Origin of the sequence: Chitinophaga lutea (genome assembly GCF_003813775.1) — a bacterium.
Lineage (GTDB): Bacteria > Bacteroidota > Bacteroidia > Chitinophagales > Chitinophagaceae > Chitinophaga > Chitinophaga lutea.
The window spans coordinates 2,634,060-2,647,320 of sequence record NZ_RPDH01000001.1 but is presented as its reverse complement, the minus strand read 5'-3'; the positions used below and the strand labels follow the sequence as shown (position 1 = coordinate 2,647,320).

The following is a 13,261-nucleotide window of genomic DNA, read 5'->3' as shown; positions in this document are numbered from 1 at the left end:
TCCGACTAAATTAACGAAAAAAGGGGCGCAACCCGTGCGCCCCTTTGCTCAAAGCAGTTGGCATACAATTATTTAATCGGTCACCGTCTTTTTTTCGATGATCACCTTGGTGCCTTTGCGATATTTGTCATGATGTCTTTTGTGATAGCGGTCCGTTTCCCAGCGTACACCGAAGTTGTAGCTCAGTGTCACAAACATCATTTTTGCCTTCAGGTCTTTATACGGCTGCTCTTTCACGCCGTTAACCGTTTGGGTGTAATCTTTATTATAGAAATCGTTCAGGTAGTACTGCACTTTCAGGCCAAAACCGGGGCTGAAGCGGAAACCGGCAAAAACAGACGGCATCAGCAGCGGGGTGCGGTCGCTGAACCACTCGTTGAATTTGCTCTTTTTGTCGCCGTGGAGGAAGAATTTCTCCTTGTAATTGAATGCCAGGTCATATTCCCCGCCCATGAAAAAGAAGAACCCGTTGCGCATGTTCCCGAATTTCAGGCCCAGGGGCACACCCAGGGTGTAGACGCGCTGCTTCAGTTTCACGGAATCGTTGGGTTTGGTGATGAGGCCTATATTTTTGATGTTCAGGCCCGAGAAAATGCCGAAGTTATTGGTGAAATCATAATTGTAATTGGTGCCGACGTTAAAAAACACGGTAAACCGGGGGATGTTGCGCACGTGCTCCCCGGCTTTGTCTACATTGGCGAAAGACAGCAGGGGGCCGTTGCCACCGGCGGTGATATAGCCGGTACGCGGTTTGGCGGGGGCATAAAAATGGAAATGGTAAGACACCCGTTTTTTTGGTGCGGAAGAGTCTTCCTGTGCCCGCAGGCCTGTAGTGGTGGCTAACAGCATCAGGATTATTGCGTAGCGGATCACTTTCATAAGTCAATCAATTTTGGAGATGAATGGAATAGGTAACGGCAGGGGATACCCGTCAGCATGCTGCCGTTTCAGAGATTAAGACGACTGGCCTGTAAAAAAGTTTCAAAAAAGTTAAAATTCCCTGTTTTTTTGGGTCCATGCAGCGATATACCCTGCAATTTCCTGGGTATTGGTGCCCGGGGGGAACAGCTTTCCCACGCCCAGGGCGTACAATTCCTGCATATCGGTATCGGGGATGATGCCGCCGCCAGTCAGCAGCACGTCATTCATCCCTTTTTCTTTCATAAGGGCGATAATTTTCGGGAACACGGTCATATGCGCCCCGGACAGGATGCTGATGCCGATGGCGTCCACATCTTCCTGCAAAGCGGCGTTGACGACCATTTCCGGCGTCTGGCGCAGGCCGGTATAAATCACCTCCATCCCGGCGTCGCGCAGGGCGGCCGCTATCACTTTGGCGCCGCGGTCGTGGCCATCGAGGCCCACTTTGGCGACCAATACACGGATGGGGCGTTGAACTGGATTGACCATATTTTCTGATTGGATTGTAAATGTAGGGTTTTCCGGCAAAACAGGCTTACCGGGGCCCCGGCACGTTTTTCCGCGCTTTTTCCAGTTTATCTTACATTTGCACTTCGGAAAAAGCTACAAAATATGAGCGAAGAAAGGTCACTGAACTTCTTAGAACAAATCGTGGAAGATGATATTGCCAACGGCGTCAACGGCGGCCGGGTACTTACCCGCTTCCCGCCCGAGCCCAACGGCTACCTCCATATCGGCCATGCCAAAAGCATCTGCCTCAACTTCGGACTGGCCCAAAAGTACAACGGCCAGACCAATCTCCGTTTTGACGATACCAATCCCGTGACGGAAGATACCGAGTATGTAGACTCGATCAAGGCGGACATCCAGTGGCTGGGGTTTCAGTGGGCCAATGAATTCTATGCTTCCGACTATTTTGAACAGCTGTACAATTTTGCCGTGGAGCTGATTAAAAAGGGCCTGGCGTATGTGGACGATTCCACCGCCGCCGAAATAGCCGCCCTGAAAGGCACGCCCACCGAGCCCGGGAAAGACAGCCCGTACCGCAACCGCAGCGTGGAAGAGAACCTCCAGCTGTTTGCAGACATGCGCGCCGGCAAATATCCGGACGGCGCCAAGGTATTGCGCGCCAAAGTAGACATGGCATCGCCCAACATGCACATGCGCGACCCGCTCATGTACCGCATTAAACATGCCCACCACCACCGCACCGGCGATGCATGGTGCATTTACCCGATGTACGACTTCGCCCACGGGCAGAGCGACAGCATCGAGCAGATCACCCATTCCATCTGTACGCTGGAATTTATCCCGCATCGTCCGCTGTACGACTGGTTCATCGAAAAACTGGGGATATTCCCCTCCCGTCAATACGAGTTTTCCCGCCTGTCCCTCAATTACACGGTGATGAGCAAAAGGAAACTGCTCCAGTTGGTGAACGAAGGCCATGTGACCGGCTGGGACGACCCCCGCATGCCTACCCTGAGCGGATACCGCCGCCGCGGCTACACCCCGTCCAGCATCCGCACCTTTGCCGACCGGATTGGCGTGCAGAAGCGCGATAACCTGATCGACGTAGGACTGCTGGAATTCTGCATCCGCGAGGAGCTGAATAAAACCGCCAACCGGGTGATGGCCGTGATGGACCCGGTGAAACTGGTGATCACCAGCTTCCCTGAAGGGCAAACGGAGGAACTGCAGGCTGAAAACAACCCGGAAGACGAATCCGCCGGTCACCGCAAAGTGACTTTCAGCAATACGCTGTACATTGAAAGGGAAGATTTCATGGAAAACCCGCCGAAGAAGTTCTTCCGGCTGGGGCCCGGACTGGCTGTACGTTTGAAGTATGCTTACATCATCAAATGCGACAGTTTTGAAAAAGACGAGGCCGGCAACGTGACCACCATCTACTGCACCCACCTGCCCGAAAGCCGCAGCGGTGCAGACAACAGCGGCCTGACGGTAAAAGGCACCATTCACTGGGTGAGCGCGGCGCATGCCGCACAGGCCGAAGTGAGGCTGTACGACCGGCTCTTTTCCGTGGAAAACCCCGCTGCGGAAGAAGGCGACTTCAAATCGTTCATCAACCCGAATTCCCTGCAGGTCATCTCTAACGCCATGGTAGAGCCTTCATTGCTCGAAGCCAAAGCCGGCGACCGGTTCCAGTTCCTGCGGAAGGGTTATTTCTGCGTGGACCAGGACTCCACACCCGGCAAACCGGTATTCAACCGCACGGTTACCTTAAAAGACACCTGGGCGAAAGAAGCCAAAAAGTCATAACAATAAAAAACTCCGGAAGCATCGCCTCCGGAGTTTTTTTTATGGGAAGAACCGCGCTTATGCGAAAGCCGCCAGTCCCAGTTTGATCCTTTCAATCGTTTCCGCTTTGCCCAGCGTTTCCGCGATCACAAACACCGGCGGGCCGAATTTGCCGCCGCAGAGCATGATGCGGAAGGGCAGCTGCAGTTCGCCCGGTTTGATGTTTTTTGCCGCGGCCAGTTGTTTGAAACTGTCTTCCAGCGGTGCGAAAGTAAAGTCTTCCAAACCTTCCAGCACCTGCGCCCACTCTTCGAAGAAAGCCTGTTTCTCCGCACTCCACTTGGGTTTCACCGCATCGGCATCGTACTTTTCAGGGCGTATGAAGAAAAAGAAACCGTGGTCCCATATCTCATTGATAAAATGACATCTTTCTTTCACCAGGCCTGCGATGCGGGCCACGAAGGCCGGCTCCGCCACCATGCCTTTCTCATCCAGTACCGGCTGGAAAAGCTTGGCCAGCAAGGCATCGTCGGTTTTAACGATGTACTGGTGGTTGAACCATTTCGCTTTATCGTAGTCGAACTTCGCGCCGCCTTTGTGCACCCGTTCGATGGAGAAATGTTCGATCAGTTCTTCCATGGAAAATATTTCCTGGCCTGAACCGTCGTTCCAGCCCAGCATGGCCAGCATATTCACGAATGCTTCCGGCAGGAAGCCGATTTCGCGGAAACCGCGGGTCAGTTCGTTGGTTTTCGGGTCCGTCCAGTTCATGGCATAAACGGGGAAGCCTAAACGATCGCCGTCGCGTTTGCTGAGTTTGCCGTTGCCGTCCGGTTTGAGGATCAGCGGCAGGTGCGCCCATTGCGGCATATCCGCTTCCCAGCCCAGGTATTTCCAGAGCAGGATGTGCACCGGTGCGGAAGGCAGCCACTCTTCGCCGCGGAAAGCGTGGGTGATCTTCATGAGGTAATCGTCTACCACCACGGCCAGGTGATAGGTAGGCATGCCGTCTGCTTTCAGCAGCACCTTATCGTCTACCGTCGATGTCTGGAAGCTCACTTCGCCGCGGATCATGTCGGAAAAGCGCAGTTCTTCGTTCTCCGGCATCTTGATGCGGATTACGTGCGGCGCGCCTTTTTCGAGCAGTGTGGCTACTTCCGCAGCGTCCAGCACCAGCGAGTTGCGCATGGTTTTGCGTATGCTGTAATTGTATTGGGGAGAATGGTTGCCCCGCGCTTTTTCCACTTCGCGCATGGCCTCCAGTTCCTCGGGCGTATCGAATGCATAATAGGCATATCCTGCGGCCACTAACTGTTCCGCATACTGGCGGTACAGCGCTTTCCGTTCACTCTGGCGGTAAGGCGCATAAGGACCGCCTTTCAGCGGGCTCTCATCCGGCTCCAGTCCGCACCAGCGCAGACATTCCATGATATATTCCTCCGCACCCGGCACATAGCGGGTTTGGTCGGTATCTTCTATTCTCAGCACAAATTCACCGCCGTGGTGGCGGGCAAACAGGTAATTGAACAATACGGTGCGCACGCCGCCCAGGTGTAAACCGCCCGTAGGGCTGGGCGCAAAGCGCACTCTTACTTTTTTCTGACTCATACGGGGCAAAAATAATAATTTCGGGTCAGGGAACGCGCTGTAAATCCTGATTCATATGTTCTATTTGACGAAAACACCCGGCATCCTGAAATCGCTCTACAAAAGCTGCATCTGGAATTTCTCACCGGCCACCAACGCCGTGTACCTCACTTTCGACGACGGCCCGCACCCTGAAGCCACACCTTTCGTTTTGGAACAATTGAAGAAATACGATGCCAAAGCCACCTTTTTCTGCATCGGCAAAAACGTGGTGGAGCATCCCGATATTTATCAGCAGATATTGCTCGACGGCCATTCCGTGGGCAATCATACCCATAACCACCTCAACGGCTGGAACACTTCTACAGACAAGTACATCGCCAATATCAGGGAAGCTGCGGGTTACATCCGATCCGACCTTTTCCGGCCGCCTTACGGGCGCATCTCTCCCTTCCAGGTAAAAGCGCTGAAAAAAGATTACCGCATCATCATGTGGGATCTGCTGAGCGCCGATTTCGACACCGACATCACCGGCGAAACCTGCGTACAGAATGTAGTATTCAAGCTGCAACCCGGCTCCATCGTGGTTTTTCATGACAGCCGGAAAGCCTGGGACCGGATGAGCTATGCCCTGCCCCGGGTACTGGAACATTGCAGGCGCAAAGGCTGGAAGGTGGAAGCCATCGTATAAAAAAGCGCGGTCCGGATACAGCACGAAGAACTTCCTCGTTTGCCTGCTTCAAAATATCTTCCCGACCATTTTTCACAAGAAAAATACCCGGTCACTGCATCAAACCAGCATGAACAACAATGCCCTCATAAACAGGGATGAAATTTTTCTATACAGTTAGCGACATTATGTTAAGCTGCTACCTCAATCAACTGAATAGCAACTGTTTGGAGTGGATTCCCGGGAAAAGGGGCACTTGCGCACCATGTCCATCAGGCAGGTTTGAAATTATTGATAACCAATGGTCTACCAAAGCCTCTTCAAAGCCCCTCCGGAGATGCGCCGTAGATGAAGCATAGCCCCAGCGTAGATGAAGCGTAGATACCACCAGATGCAATTATGTTGCAAATCCAGGATGACACCCCTCCTTTTAAAGCAAAAAGAGGACGCATACCGCATCCTCTTTTTAACTGTTCAGCAGGTTTATAATGACTTATCTGGGCAGTGTGATCTCTTTCGTTTTATCGCCAACGGTCAGTATCGCTTTGTTATCGCATTCGCCGTTACCGTAATCCACTTTCGCCGCATGGCCGTTAGCCGTTACGGTGAGGATACCTTTTCCAATGTAAGCGCAGCTGAGTTTTCTTACCAGGGCGTTGTTGATGGTAACGGTGGCGGTTACGCTGCTGTCTTTCAGCGTGGCGTTGCCGGTCAGTTCATACACATCGTCGTCGATATCGAAAGGCGTTGTTGAGCCTTCTTTCTGGATGAGGTTGCGGGTACCGCCGTATTCATACACTTTGCCATCGGGGTAAGTCAGCTTGCCGGCAGCCACGGTGTACGAATAACCGAAACCGGAAGTACCGGAAAGATTGGTGAGCGTTTGGGTGCCTTCCACTTTGATATCGTTCACAAAATAATTTTCAAAAGTAACGGTGGCTGTGGCGCCGGTGGTGAAAAACAGTTTGCTCACCACGATCTTGATTTTGCCTTTGCGGGTGGGGCCAACAGGGTCTGTGCAGCCAGTGCCGAAGTCGATCACCACCGTTTTCGGGAAAGTTGTATTGTCAACCGGGTAAAATTCCACCGAGCCGCGGCAGCGGGCAGTGTTCGGCGCTTCGGGGGCTTTACGCACCTGCCCGTTGAGGCCGGTGTGAAAGGAATTCGCATCCAGCACTACGCCGAAGGCATCTTCGTATACAGCATTTATTTCAGTTTCTTTTTGTGCAGCAGCGATCGTTTGATTGTCCCTTTTTTCATCTGCACCAGCCTTATCATCTTTCTTACAGGCGAAGAAAATGGTGATGGCGCCAATGGCAAGGGCAGTTACGGAGAGCACCTTATTGGTGTTAAAATAGTGTTTCATCATAGTAGTTTTTATAGGTATTGGCTAATTGAGACTGTACCTTTGTGAAAAGGTTTACTTTAAATATTAACTTTTTTGCGAAAATAAAGATAAACAATTAATTGAAAAAAACCATATATAATGAATTGGATTGACACGCATGCCCATTTATACTCCGCTGAGTTCGACAGGGACCGTCCCGAGATGATCGACCGGGCCATCCGCCAGGGGGTAAACAGGCTGCTGCTGCCCAATATCGACGAAACGTCCATTCCCGGCATGCTGCAGCTGGAGGCCGATTATCCGGAGGTTTGCCTCCCGATGATGGGGCTGCATCCCTGCTACGTGGGAGAAAACGTGGAAGAACAGCTCACTATTGTGCAAAACTGGCTGGAGCAGCGGAAATTCTGGGCTGTGGGTGAAATCGGGCTGGATTTCTACTGGGACAAAACGCAACTCGACCGGCAGTACCTGGCTTTCCGCCGGCAGATCAGCATGGCCCTGGCGTACGACCTGCCCATTGCCATTCACAGCCGCGAGGCCACCAGGGCCTGCATAGATGTGGTGAAGGAACTGCACGACGGCCACCTCACGGGGGTATTCCACTGTTTTTCCGGCACCCGGGAAGAGGCACAGGAAATCATCGACATGGGTTTTTATCTGGGCATCGGCGGGGTGGTGACTTTCAAAAAAGCCGGCCTCGACGTACTGCTGGCCGATATTGATCTGGAGCACATCGTACTGGAGACCGATGCGCCTTACCTGGCGCCGGTTCCATACCGGGGCAAAAGGAACGAAAGCGCGTACATCCCATTGGTGGCGGAACGCATTGCAGATGTAAAAAATCTAAAAATTGAGGAAGTAGCTGCAATTACGACGGGCAATGCCCAGAAATTATTCAAAATGCTCTAACTGATTAGTGAATACATTTGCATGCAATTCCATAAGAGATAAATGACGAAGATTCTTATCATCTATACCGGTGGTACCGTGGGGATGATTTACGACGAAAAAACGACAGCACTGCGGCCCATCGGCTTTAATGAGATCAGGAACAACCTGCCCGAGCTCTACCGTATGGGAATCGATTTCTACGTGTATGCCTTCAATCCGCCGATGGATTCGTCGGACATGAACCCTGAAATCTGGTCGGAGCTGGCGGGCATTATTGAAGACCGGTACGACCGTTATGATGGATTCGTGATTCTGCATGGTTCCGACACCATGGCTTTCACGGCTTCCGCACTCAGCTTCATGCTGGAGAATTTATCCAAACCCGTTATCCTTACCGGCAGCCAGTTACCGATCGGCAAGATCCGGACCGATGCGAAGGAGAACATCATCACCGCCATGGAAATCGCTTCCACCAAAAGCAATGGCCATTGTATGGTGCCCGAAGTTTGTATCTACTTCGACTTTATGCTCTTCCGCGGCAACCGCGCCAAAAAGTACAACGCCGAAAAATTCGAGGCCTTCTACTCCATGAACTACCCGGCCCTGGCCGAAGCCGGCATCGACATCAAATACAAGAACAATTACATGCTGCCCGCTCCCGTGCAGCCCCTCATCGTGCATAAGAACATGGACGCCAACATCGGCGTGCTCAAAATATTCCCCGGCATCACCCGCCGCGCGGTAGAAGCCATCGTCAACACCCCCGGCATGCGCGGGCTGCTGCTCGAAACCTTCGGCAGCGGTAACGCCACTACGCAATCGTGGTTCACGGAATGCCTGCAGAAAGCGGCAGACAGAGGGGTGATTATGGTAGACATTACACAGTGCGACGGCGGTTCGGTGGAGCTCGGCAAATATGAAACCAGCCAGCAATTGCAGAAAGTGGGCGTAGTCAGCGGCCACGATATGACCTTTGAAGCGGCAACTACCAAACTGATGTTCCTGCTCGGCCAGAAGCTGCCGCCGGAAGAAATCAAACGCCTCATCGAAGTGCCGATGCGCGGTGAACTGACGCCTGCCACGCCGGAGCTATAAACCGGTCGCGGCCAGCATCCCACGCAGGGTCTGCACGTCTTTTTGTAACTTTTTCAGTACGATCTGTTGTTTTTGCGCTGCCGGCAATGTTTCCTCCTGCCTGCTCAGCAGCTCGTATTCCAGGTGCAGCGAGATCGGCACATGGATATTCAGCTCCTTCACTTTTTTAAAGAACGCCGGAAAATTCACCATTCCTTCGCCCAACGGGGTGTTCTGCAGGATGTATTTCCCGTTCTGCTCCACCCACTTCGCGTCCTTGATCACGAGGGTGTTGATGTGCGGTCGCACCAGCTCCAGCCCCAATGGCCAGCTATTGGCCCCTTCCACGGTGGCATGCCGGATGTCGTACTGTACGCCGGCATAAGCAGTGTCGGTGTCTTTGATCATTTCATATAAATCCCAAACGGAAGCGCCTACCCGCACACCTGCGTGGTTCTGGTAGGACGCCCGGATGTTCAGTTCCCGGTTGAGCGTGCGAAGGCCTTTCAGCTGCTGTGCGCAGGCCTGCAGGCTGGACAGCAGCGGTTTTCCTTTCTGATAATCGTACCAGCCCATCCGGTAGAACTGAATCCCCTCTTTGGCGGCGGCTTTGAGTACCGCGGCCGTATATGGCTCCTGCGCATCGCGGATGGCGGTGGTCATCAGCGCTGTTTTGAGCCCCGCTTTACGGGCCGCAGCGGCGGCTTTGGGCAGGTCCGTGGTTACTTTCTCCGGCAATACATGCCCATCAGGCCGCACGGTATAGTCCACGCCGGTAAGTCCCGCCGCGGCAAACGTCTCGCAGAGCAGGCCGTAATCCATCCACTGGAAAGGTTTGGAAAAACAGTGTATTTCCCACTCCTTTGCCGGCAGGGCAAAAGAGCGCAGGGGCAGCGCGGCGCCCGCCAAGGCGAGGGTCTGGATAAAATCCCGGCGGTTGTATGGCATAATACTGGGTTTTCAAACAAAATACAAAACCCCTTCCTGCCGCGCAAGAAAGGGGGATTTTTGGTTAATTTTACCTCCCGAAACCCTTCTTGTCATGAAAAAAAATTTCAGCGGATTAAAGCGCCAGAAATACCCGATGCCGGAGTTCATTGCCGAGGCCCTCACCCAACACAAGCTGTTTGAGCGGTACGAAAACCGGCCGGCCTACCAGCAAAACGACTATATCTACTGGATCAGCAGCGCCAAAAGGGAGGAAACGCGGCAGAAACGCCTCGCCCAGATGCTGGAGGAGCTGAAAGGCGGCAACAAGTACATGAACATGGTTTATAAAGGAGATTAAAAGATTTCTTGGATTTTTTGGGCAAAAGGTTATCTTTGCAGCCCTGAATGAATAATTCAACCGAACGGAGGAGTGCAGGAGTGGTTGAACTGGCACGCCTGGAAAGTGTGTATAGGTGAAAGCCTATCAAGGGTTCGAATCCCTTCTCCTCCGCAGATTCCCCTGATGATCGCCGATCGTCAGGGGTTTTTCTTTATACCCAGAGCAGTTTGGCGCCCGAGACCCTTTACCAGCTTAACCCACCCAAATCGTTTTAATCAATTTTCATAATCAACCTCCAAAATTCAATTCACTAATCCTTTTAATGCGTTTTCTGCCCTTCCTGTTGCTGACGGCAACAGCTGCATTATTTATGAGCTCCTGTGGTAAAGACGGAGATGTTGGCCCCGCCGGCGAAAAAGGTGAGAATGGAGATACCGGCGCCGGTGGCCCTGCCGGTCCCGCCGGCCCTAAAGGCGACCCCGGCACTGCCAATGTTATCTATTCCGACTGGCTCAATGTTATCTTTAAACCCGATACAGTTCATCGTCCCGGTAACGTAATCGACACCCTGGGTTATTATGTCTGAATAAAATGGCCCGCACCATCCGGTGCAGGCCATTCAGCACTTAATAAAATACCGGCGGCGGGTTCAATGTCAGGTTCTGGCGTTGGTGCCAGTATGGATAAATGGGCGGTAATTCACTCGCCGCATCCAGCTTTTTTACTTGTTCAGTCGTCAGCTGCCAGCCCACCGCCTCCAGGTTCTGCAGCAACTGCGCTTCGTTCCGGGCGCCGATGATGATGCTCGATACGGTGGGGCGCTGCAGCAGCCAGTTGAGCGATACCTGCGCCACCGTTTTACCGGTTTCTTCGGCTACTTCGTCGAGCGCGTCGATGATGTTATAGAACACGTTTTCGTTCACCACCATTTCCGGCACCGGGCTTCCGCCCTGCGCCACACGGCCCTCCGGCGGCAATGGCTGGTTGCGGCGGTACTTCCCGCCGAGGCGGCCGGCAGCCAGTGGCGACCAGATGATGCCGCCCACTTTCTGATCGAGCGCCAGCGGCATCAGTTCCCATTCATATTCCCGGTTGGCCAGCGAATAATACACCTGGTGGGCCACATAACGGCTCCATCCGTATTTCTCCGAAATGCCGAGCGATTTCATGAGGTGCCATCCGGAAAAATTGGAAGCGGCGATATAGCGCACCTTGCCGCTTTGCACGAGATGATCGAGCGTGCTCAGGGTTTCTTCCACAGGGGTATTCCCGTCAAAGCCATGCATGTGATACACGTCGATGTAATCGGTGCCCAGCCGTTTGAGACTGCCCTCGATCTGCCGCAAAATATGGAACCGCGATGAGCCCTGGTTATTGGGCCCCTCGCCGAAAGTAAAGGTGGATTTGGTGGACAGTATCAGCCTGTCACGCTGCCTGCCTGCGATCGCCCTGCCCAGCAGGTCCTCCGCAAGCCCATCGGAATAAACATCCGCGGTGTCGAAAAAATTGATGCCCGCATCCAGGCAGATATCGATCAGCCTTTTTGCTTCTTCGCCCTGCGTGCTTCCCCATGCTTTGAAAAAGTCGTTGCCGCCGCCGAAAGTGGCGGTCCCAAAACTCAGCACCGGCACCTGCAGGCCCGATGCGCCCAATTGTCTGAATTCCATTTGCTGTTCCTTTTATATTTCAACACGATTGTTCGGATATCAAATCTAAGGGAAACACAAATGGTTTACGTCACAGTATTGTAGGATGCCGGTGCTGACGGATTACCGGATCGCTAACAGCATCTTTTCCAGTTGCTGATAGTCCGCATCTGTCAATGGTTGCAACGGACTGCGCAGATAACCGCTTTCCACGCCCAATATTTTCAGGCCGGCTTTGATCGTCCGCGGCAATCCTTTTCCTACAATGAACTGCAGCAATTCAAACTGGCGGTAAAAAATGTCCTGTGCCTGCTGCAGCTGGTTTTCGCGGATGGCTTTATACAATCCATTATTTAACTCCGGTATGAGGTTCGGCGCAGCCGTGCACCACCCTTTCGCGCCGGCTGCGAAAGCTGCGAGCGCAAGCGGGTTGGAGCCGTTGTAGAAGGCCACCTCTTCTCCCAGCTCCCGGCGCAGGTAGTGCATGCGCTGTACGTCGCCGGTGCTTTCCTTGATCATCGTTACATTGGGGATCCGCAGCAGCCTTTTCAACAGGGCGGCGGACATATCAATGCCGCCGGTGGCCGGGTTGTTATAGGCCATCACCGGGATCGAAATGCTGGCGGCTACTTTGTCGTAGTGGCGGAATATCTCATCGTCCGTTAATTTCCAGTAGCTCATCGGGATGATCATGACCGCGTCTGCCCCGGCTTTTTCGGCGAACTGCGCATGGTAGATGGTCCTTTCGGTGGTGAGGTTGGAAACACCCACCAGTACCGGTATACGGCCATTCACCTGTTTCAGCGCGGCTTCCGTTACGGACTCCTTTTCTTCGTCGTCGAGATAGGGCATCACGCCGGTACTGCCAAGCGGTGCAATACCATTCGCACCGGATAATACCAGTCGTTCGATCAATAGTTTGAAAAGGGGAATGTTCACCCTTTCCTGCTGGTCAAATGGCGTAATAGGATACGCAATGATACCCTGGAATACTTTCTTATCGTTCATTGGGTTGATTTGGTAGTTTAAAATATCAGGCGGGTGGACGAACCGCCCCCTGATCAGCGTTACAGATCGCGTCCTTCTTCTTCTCTTAACGCCACGCCGAGGTTTTGCAGTTGCGGCGCGTTCTCGCAGGCTATATATTTTGCAGGCTCACTGTCGCTCAGGTTCTGGTGACGGTGCCAGGCCCAGCTGGGAATGTACACGGCGTCGCCGGCCGTCCATTCCACCTTCTCGCCTTCAATTTCCGTGTAACCGTTGCCTTCTATCACGTACAGCACCGTTTCATAAGTATGGCGATGCCGGTTCGTGAGCTGGCCCGGTAATAATCCGCCGATCGTCATGCTCACGTTTTTAGTGGGCAGGTCTACAAAAAATACCGGGTGCTTCCGCTCAGTGGAAAACTGGTTGTGCTCTCCCGCCTGTTCTACGTTGCGGTGAATCAGTTTGGTTGGCGGCACGTATACCGGGCGCGCAAAAGTCTGGTGAAAATCTTTGGAAGAAAACTGCGCAGGTTTCTTTTCTTTCAGCTGTTCCATGTTATGAAGATTTAATGATTAAGAAATAATGCCGGAAGGCGTTTTGACCACACA

14 protein-coding genes and 1 tRNA gene are annotated in these 13,261 nt (G+C 53.0%); 7 read left to right on the top strand and 8 right to left on the bottom strand.

Features of this window, described 5'->3' with window-relative positions; genetic code table 11:
- Nucleotides 1–72 precede the first annotated feature (72 nt).
- Nucleotides 73–879 (bottom strand): porin family protein, encoded by an 807-nt coding sequence (locus EGT74_RS10720; protein ID WP_123846500.1) that lies wholly within the window; start codon nt 877–879, stop codon nt 73–75.
- A 111-nt stretch (nt 880–990) separates the two neighbouring features.
- Complete coding sequence (locus EGT74_RS10715) at nt 991–1,410, bottom strand: cobalamin B12-binding domain-containing protein (RefSeq protein ID WP_123846499.1); 420 nt, start codon at nt 1,408–1,410, stop codon at nt 991–993.
- A gap of 123 nt (nt 1,411–1,533) precedes the next feature.
- On the opposite strand from EGT74_RS10715, the gene EGT74_RS10710 reads away from it, so the two are divergent.
- Nucleotides 1,534–3,201 carry a glutamine--tRNA ligase/YqeY domain fusion protein gene (locus EGT74_RS10710; protein ID WP_123846498.1) on the top strand — a complete coding sequence of 556 codons (1,668 nt, stop codon included), beginning with the start codon at nt 1,534–1,536 and terminating at the stop codon, nt 3,199–3,201.
- Between the two features lie 57 nt (nt 3,202–3,258).
- Here EGT74_RS10710 and gltX read toward each other — a convergent pair whose 3' ends face one another.
- Nucleotides 3,259–4,788 (bottom strand): glutamate--tRNA ligase, encoded by a 1,530-nt coding sequence (gene gltX, locus EGT74_RS10705; RefSeq protein WP_123846497.1) that lies wholly within the window; start codon nt 4,786–4,788, stop codon nt 3,259–3,261.
- A gap of 55 nt (nt 4,789–4,843) precedes the next feature.
- On the opposite strand from gltX, the gene EGT74_RS10700 reads away from it, so the two are divergent.
- Entirely contained in the window at nt 4,844–5,458 is a 615-nt protein-coding gene (locus tag EGT74_RS10700; protein WP_123846496.1) for a polysaccharide deacetylase family protein, read from the top strand.
- Nucleotides 5,459–5,930: 472 nt separating this feature from the next.
- On the opposite strand, the gene EGT74_RS10695 is transcribed toward EGT74_RS10700, so the two are convergent.
- Nucleotides 5,931–6,806 carry a hypothetical protein gene (locus tag EGT74_RS10695; RefSeq protein ID WP_123846495.1) on the bottom strand — a complete coding sequence of 292 codons (876 nt, stop codon included), beginning with the start codon at nt 6,804–6,806 and terminating at the stop codon, nt 5,931–5,933.
- A gap of 117 nt (nt 6,807–6,923) precedes the next feature.
- Between EGT74_RS10695 and EGT74_RS10690 the strand changes: the two genes are divergently transcribed.
- Together EGT74_RS10690 and EGT74_RS10685 are read left to right on the top strand one after the other, a co-directional pair.
- Nucleotides 6,924–7,694, top strand: a complete 771-nt coding sequence (locus EGT74_RS10690; RefSeq protein WP_123846494.1) for a TatD family hydrolase — start codon at nt 6,924–6,926, stop codon at nt 7,692–7,694.
- A 42-nt stretch (nt 7,695–7,736) separates the two neighbouring features.
- A complete protein-coding gene (locus EGT74_RS10685) occupies nt 7,737–8,771 on the top strand; it encodes an asparaginase (RefSeq protein ID WP_123846493.1) in 1,035 nt (344 codons plus the stop codon).
- Here the strand turns inward: EGT74_RS10685 and EGT74_RS10680 are convergent.
- Nucleotides 8,766–9,698 carry a sugar phosphate isomerase/epimerase family protein gene (locus tag EGT74_RS10680; protein ID WP_123846492.1) on the bottom strand — a complete coding sequence of 311 codons (933 nt, stop codon included), beginning with the start codon at nt 9,696–9,698 and terminating at the stop codon, nt 8,766–8,768. The genes EGT74_RS10685 and EGT74_RS10680 overlap by 6 nt on opposite strands.
- A gap of 94 nt (nt 9,699–9,792) precedes the next feature.
- Here EGT74_RS10680 and EGT74_RS10675 point away from each other — a divergent pair, with 94 nt between their 5' ends.
- The 3 genes from EGT74_RS10675 to EGT74_RS27060 all read left to right on the top strand — a co-directional run bounded on the left by EGT74_RS10675 (nt 9,793) and on the right by EGT74_RS27060 (nt 10,606).
- Nucleotides 9,793–10,038: a YdeI/OmpD-associated family protein gene (locus EGT74_RS10675; RefSeq protein ID WP_123846491.1), complete on the top strand. Its 246-nt coding sequence runs from the start codon at nt 9,793–9,795 to the stop codon at nt 10,036–10,038.
- A gap of 66 nt (nt 10,039–10,104) precedes the next feature.
- Nucleotides 10,105–10,191: transfer RNA gene (locus tag EGT74_RS10670), tRNA-Ser, on the top strand.
- A 151-nt stretch (nt 10,192–10,342) separates the two neighbouring features.
- Nucleotides 10,343–10,606, top strand: coding sequence for a hypothetical protein (locus EGT74_RS27060; protein WP_220392838.1), 264 nt, complete (start codon nt 10,343–10,345; stop codon nt 10,604–10,606).
- A gap of 40 nt (nt 10,607–10,646) precedes the next feature.
- On the opposite strand, the gene EGT74_RS10660 is transcribed toward EGT74_RS27060, so the two are convergent.
- The 3 genes from EGT74_RS10660 to EGT74_RS10650 form a co-directional block, all read right to left on the bottom strand.
- Nucleotides 10,647–11,687, bottom strand: coding sequence for an aldo/keto reductase (locus EGT74_RS10660; RefSeq protein ID WP_123846490.1), 1,041 nt, complete (start codon nt 11,685–11,687; stop codon nt 10,647–10,649).
- Between the two features lie 102 nt (nt 11,688–11,789).
- Nucleotides 11,790–12,674 carry a dihydrodipicolinate synthase family protein gene (locus EGT74_RS10655; RefSeq protein WP_123846489.1) on the bottom strand — a complete coding sequence of 295 codons (885 nt, stop codon included), beginning with the start codon at nt 12,672–12,674 and terminating at the stop codon, nt 11,790–11,792.
- A gap of 59 nt (nt 12,675–12,733) precedes the next feature.
- Nucleotides 12,734–13,207: a cupin domain-containing protein gene (locus EGT74_RS10650; RefSeq protein ID WP_123846488.1), complete on the bottom strand. Its 474-nt coding sequence runs from the start codon at nt 13,205–13,207 to the stop codon at nt 12,734–12,736.
- Nucleotides 13,208–13,261: the final 54 nt, after the last annotated feature.

Excerpts from the sequence above, each read along its gene's own strand:
- EGT74_RS10720 (WP_123846500.1), bottom strand. The coding sequence starts at position 879 with ATGAAAGTGATCCGCTACGCAATAATCCTGATGCTGTTAGCCACCACT.
- EGT74_RS10715 (WP_123846499.1), bottom strand. The coding sequence starts at position 1,410 with ATGGTCAATCCAGTTCAACGCCCCATCCGTGTATTGGTCGCCAAAGTG.
- EGT74_RS10710 (WP_123846498.1), top strand. The coding sequence starts at position 1,534 with ATGAGCGAAGAAAGGTCACTGAACTTCTTAGAACAAATCGTGGAAGAT.
- gltX (WP_123846497.1), bottom strand. The coding sequence starts at position 4,788 with ATGAGTCAGAAAAAAGTAAGAGTGCGCTTTGCGCCCAGCCCTACGGGC.
- EGT74_RS10700 (WP_123846496.1), top strand. The coding sequence starts at position 4,844 with ATGTTCTATTTGACGAAAACACCCGGCATCCTGAAATCGCTCTACAAA.
- EGT74_RS10695 (WP_123846495.1), bottom strand. The coding sequence starts at position 6,806 with ATGATGAAACACTATTTTAACACCAATAAGGTGCTCTCCGTAACTGCC.
- EGT74_RS10690 (WP_123846494.1), top strand. The coding sequence starts at position 6,924 with ATGAATTGGATTGACACGCATGCCCATTTATACTCCGCTGAGTTCGAC.
- EGT74_RS10685 (WP_123846493.1), top strand. The coding sequence starts at position 7,737 with ATGACGAAGATTCTTATCATCTATACCGGTGGTACCGTGGGGATGATT.
- EGT74_RS10680 (WP_123846492.1), bottom strand. The coding sequence starts at position 9,698 with ATGCCATACAACCGCCGGGATTTTATCCAGACCCTCGCCTTGGCGGGC.
- EGT74_RS10675 (WP_123846491.1), top strand. The coding sequence starts at position 9,793 with ATGAAAAAAAATTTCAGCGGATTAAAGCGCCAGAAATACCCGATGCCG.
- EGT74_RS27060 (WP_220392838.1), top strand. The coding sequence starts at position 10,343 with ATGCGTTTTCTGCCCTTCCTGTTGCTGACGGCAACAGCTGCATTATTT.
- EGT74_RS10660 (WP_123846490.1), bottom strand. The coding sequence starts at position 11,687 with ATGGAATTCAGACAATTGGGCGCATCGGGCCTGCAGGTGCCGGTGCTG.
- EGT74_RS10655 (WP_123846489.1), bottom strand. The coding sequence starts at position 12,674 with ATGAACGATAAGAAAGTATTCCAGGGTATCATTGCGTATCCTATTACG.
- EGT74_RS10650 (WP_123846488.1), bottom strand. The coding sequence starts at position 13,207 with ATGGAACAGCTGAAAGAAAAGAAACCTGCGCAGTTTTCTTCCAAAGAT.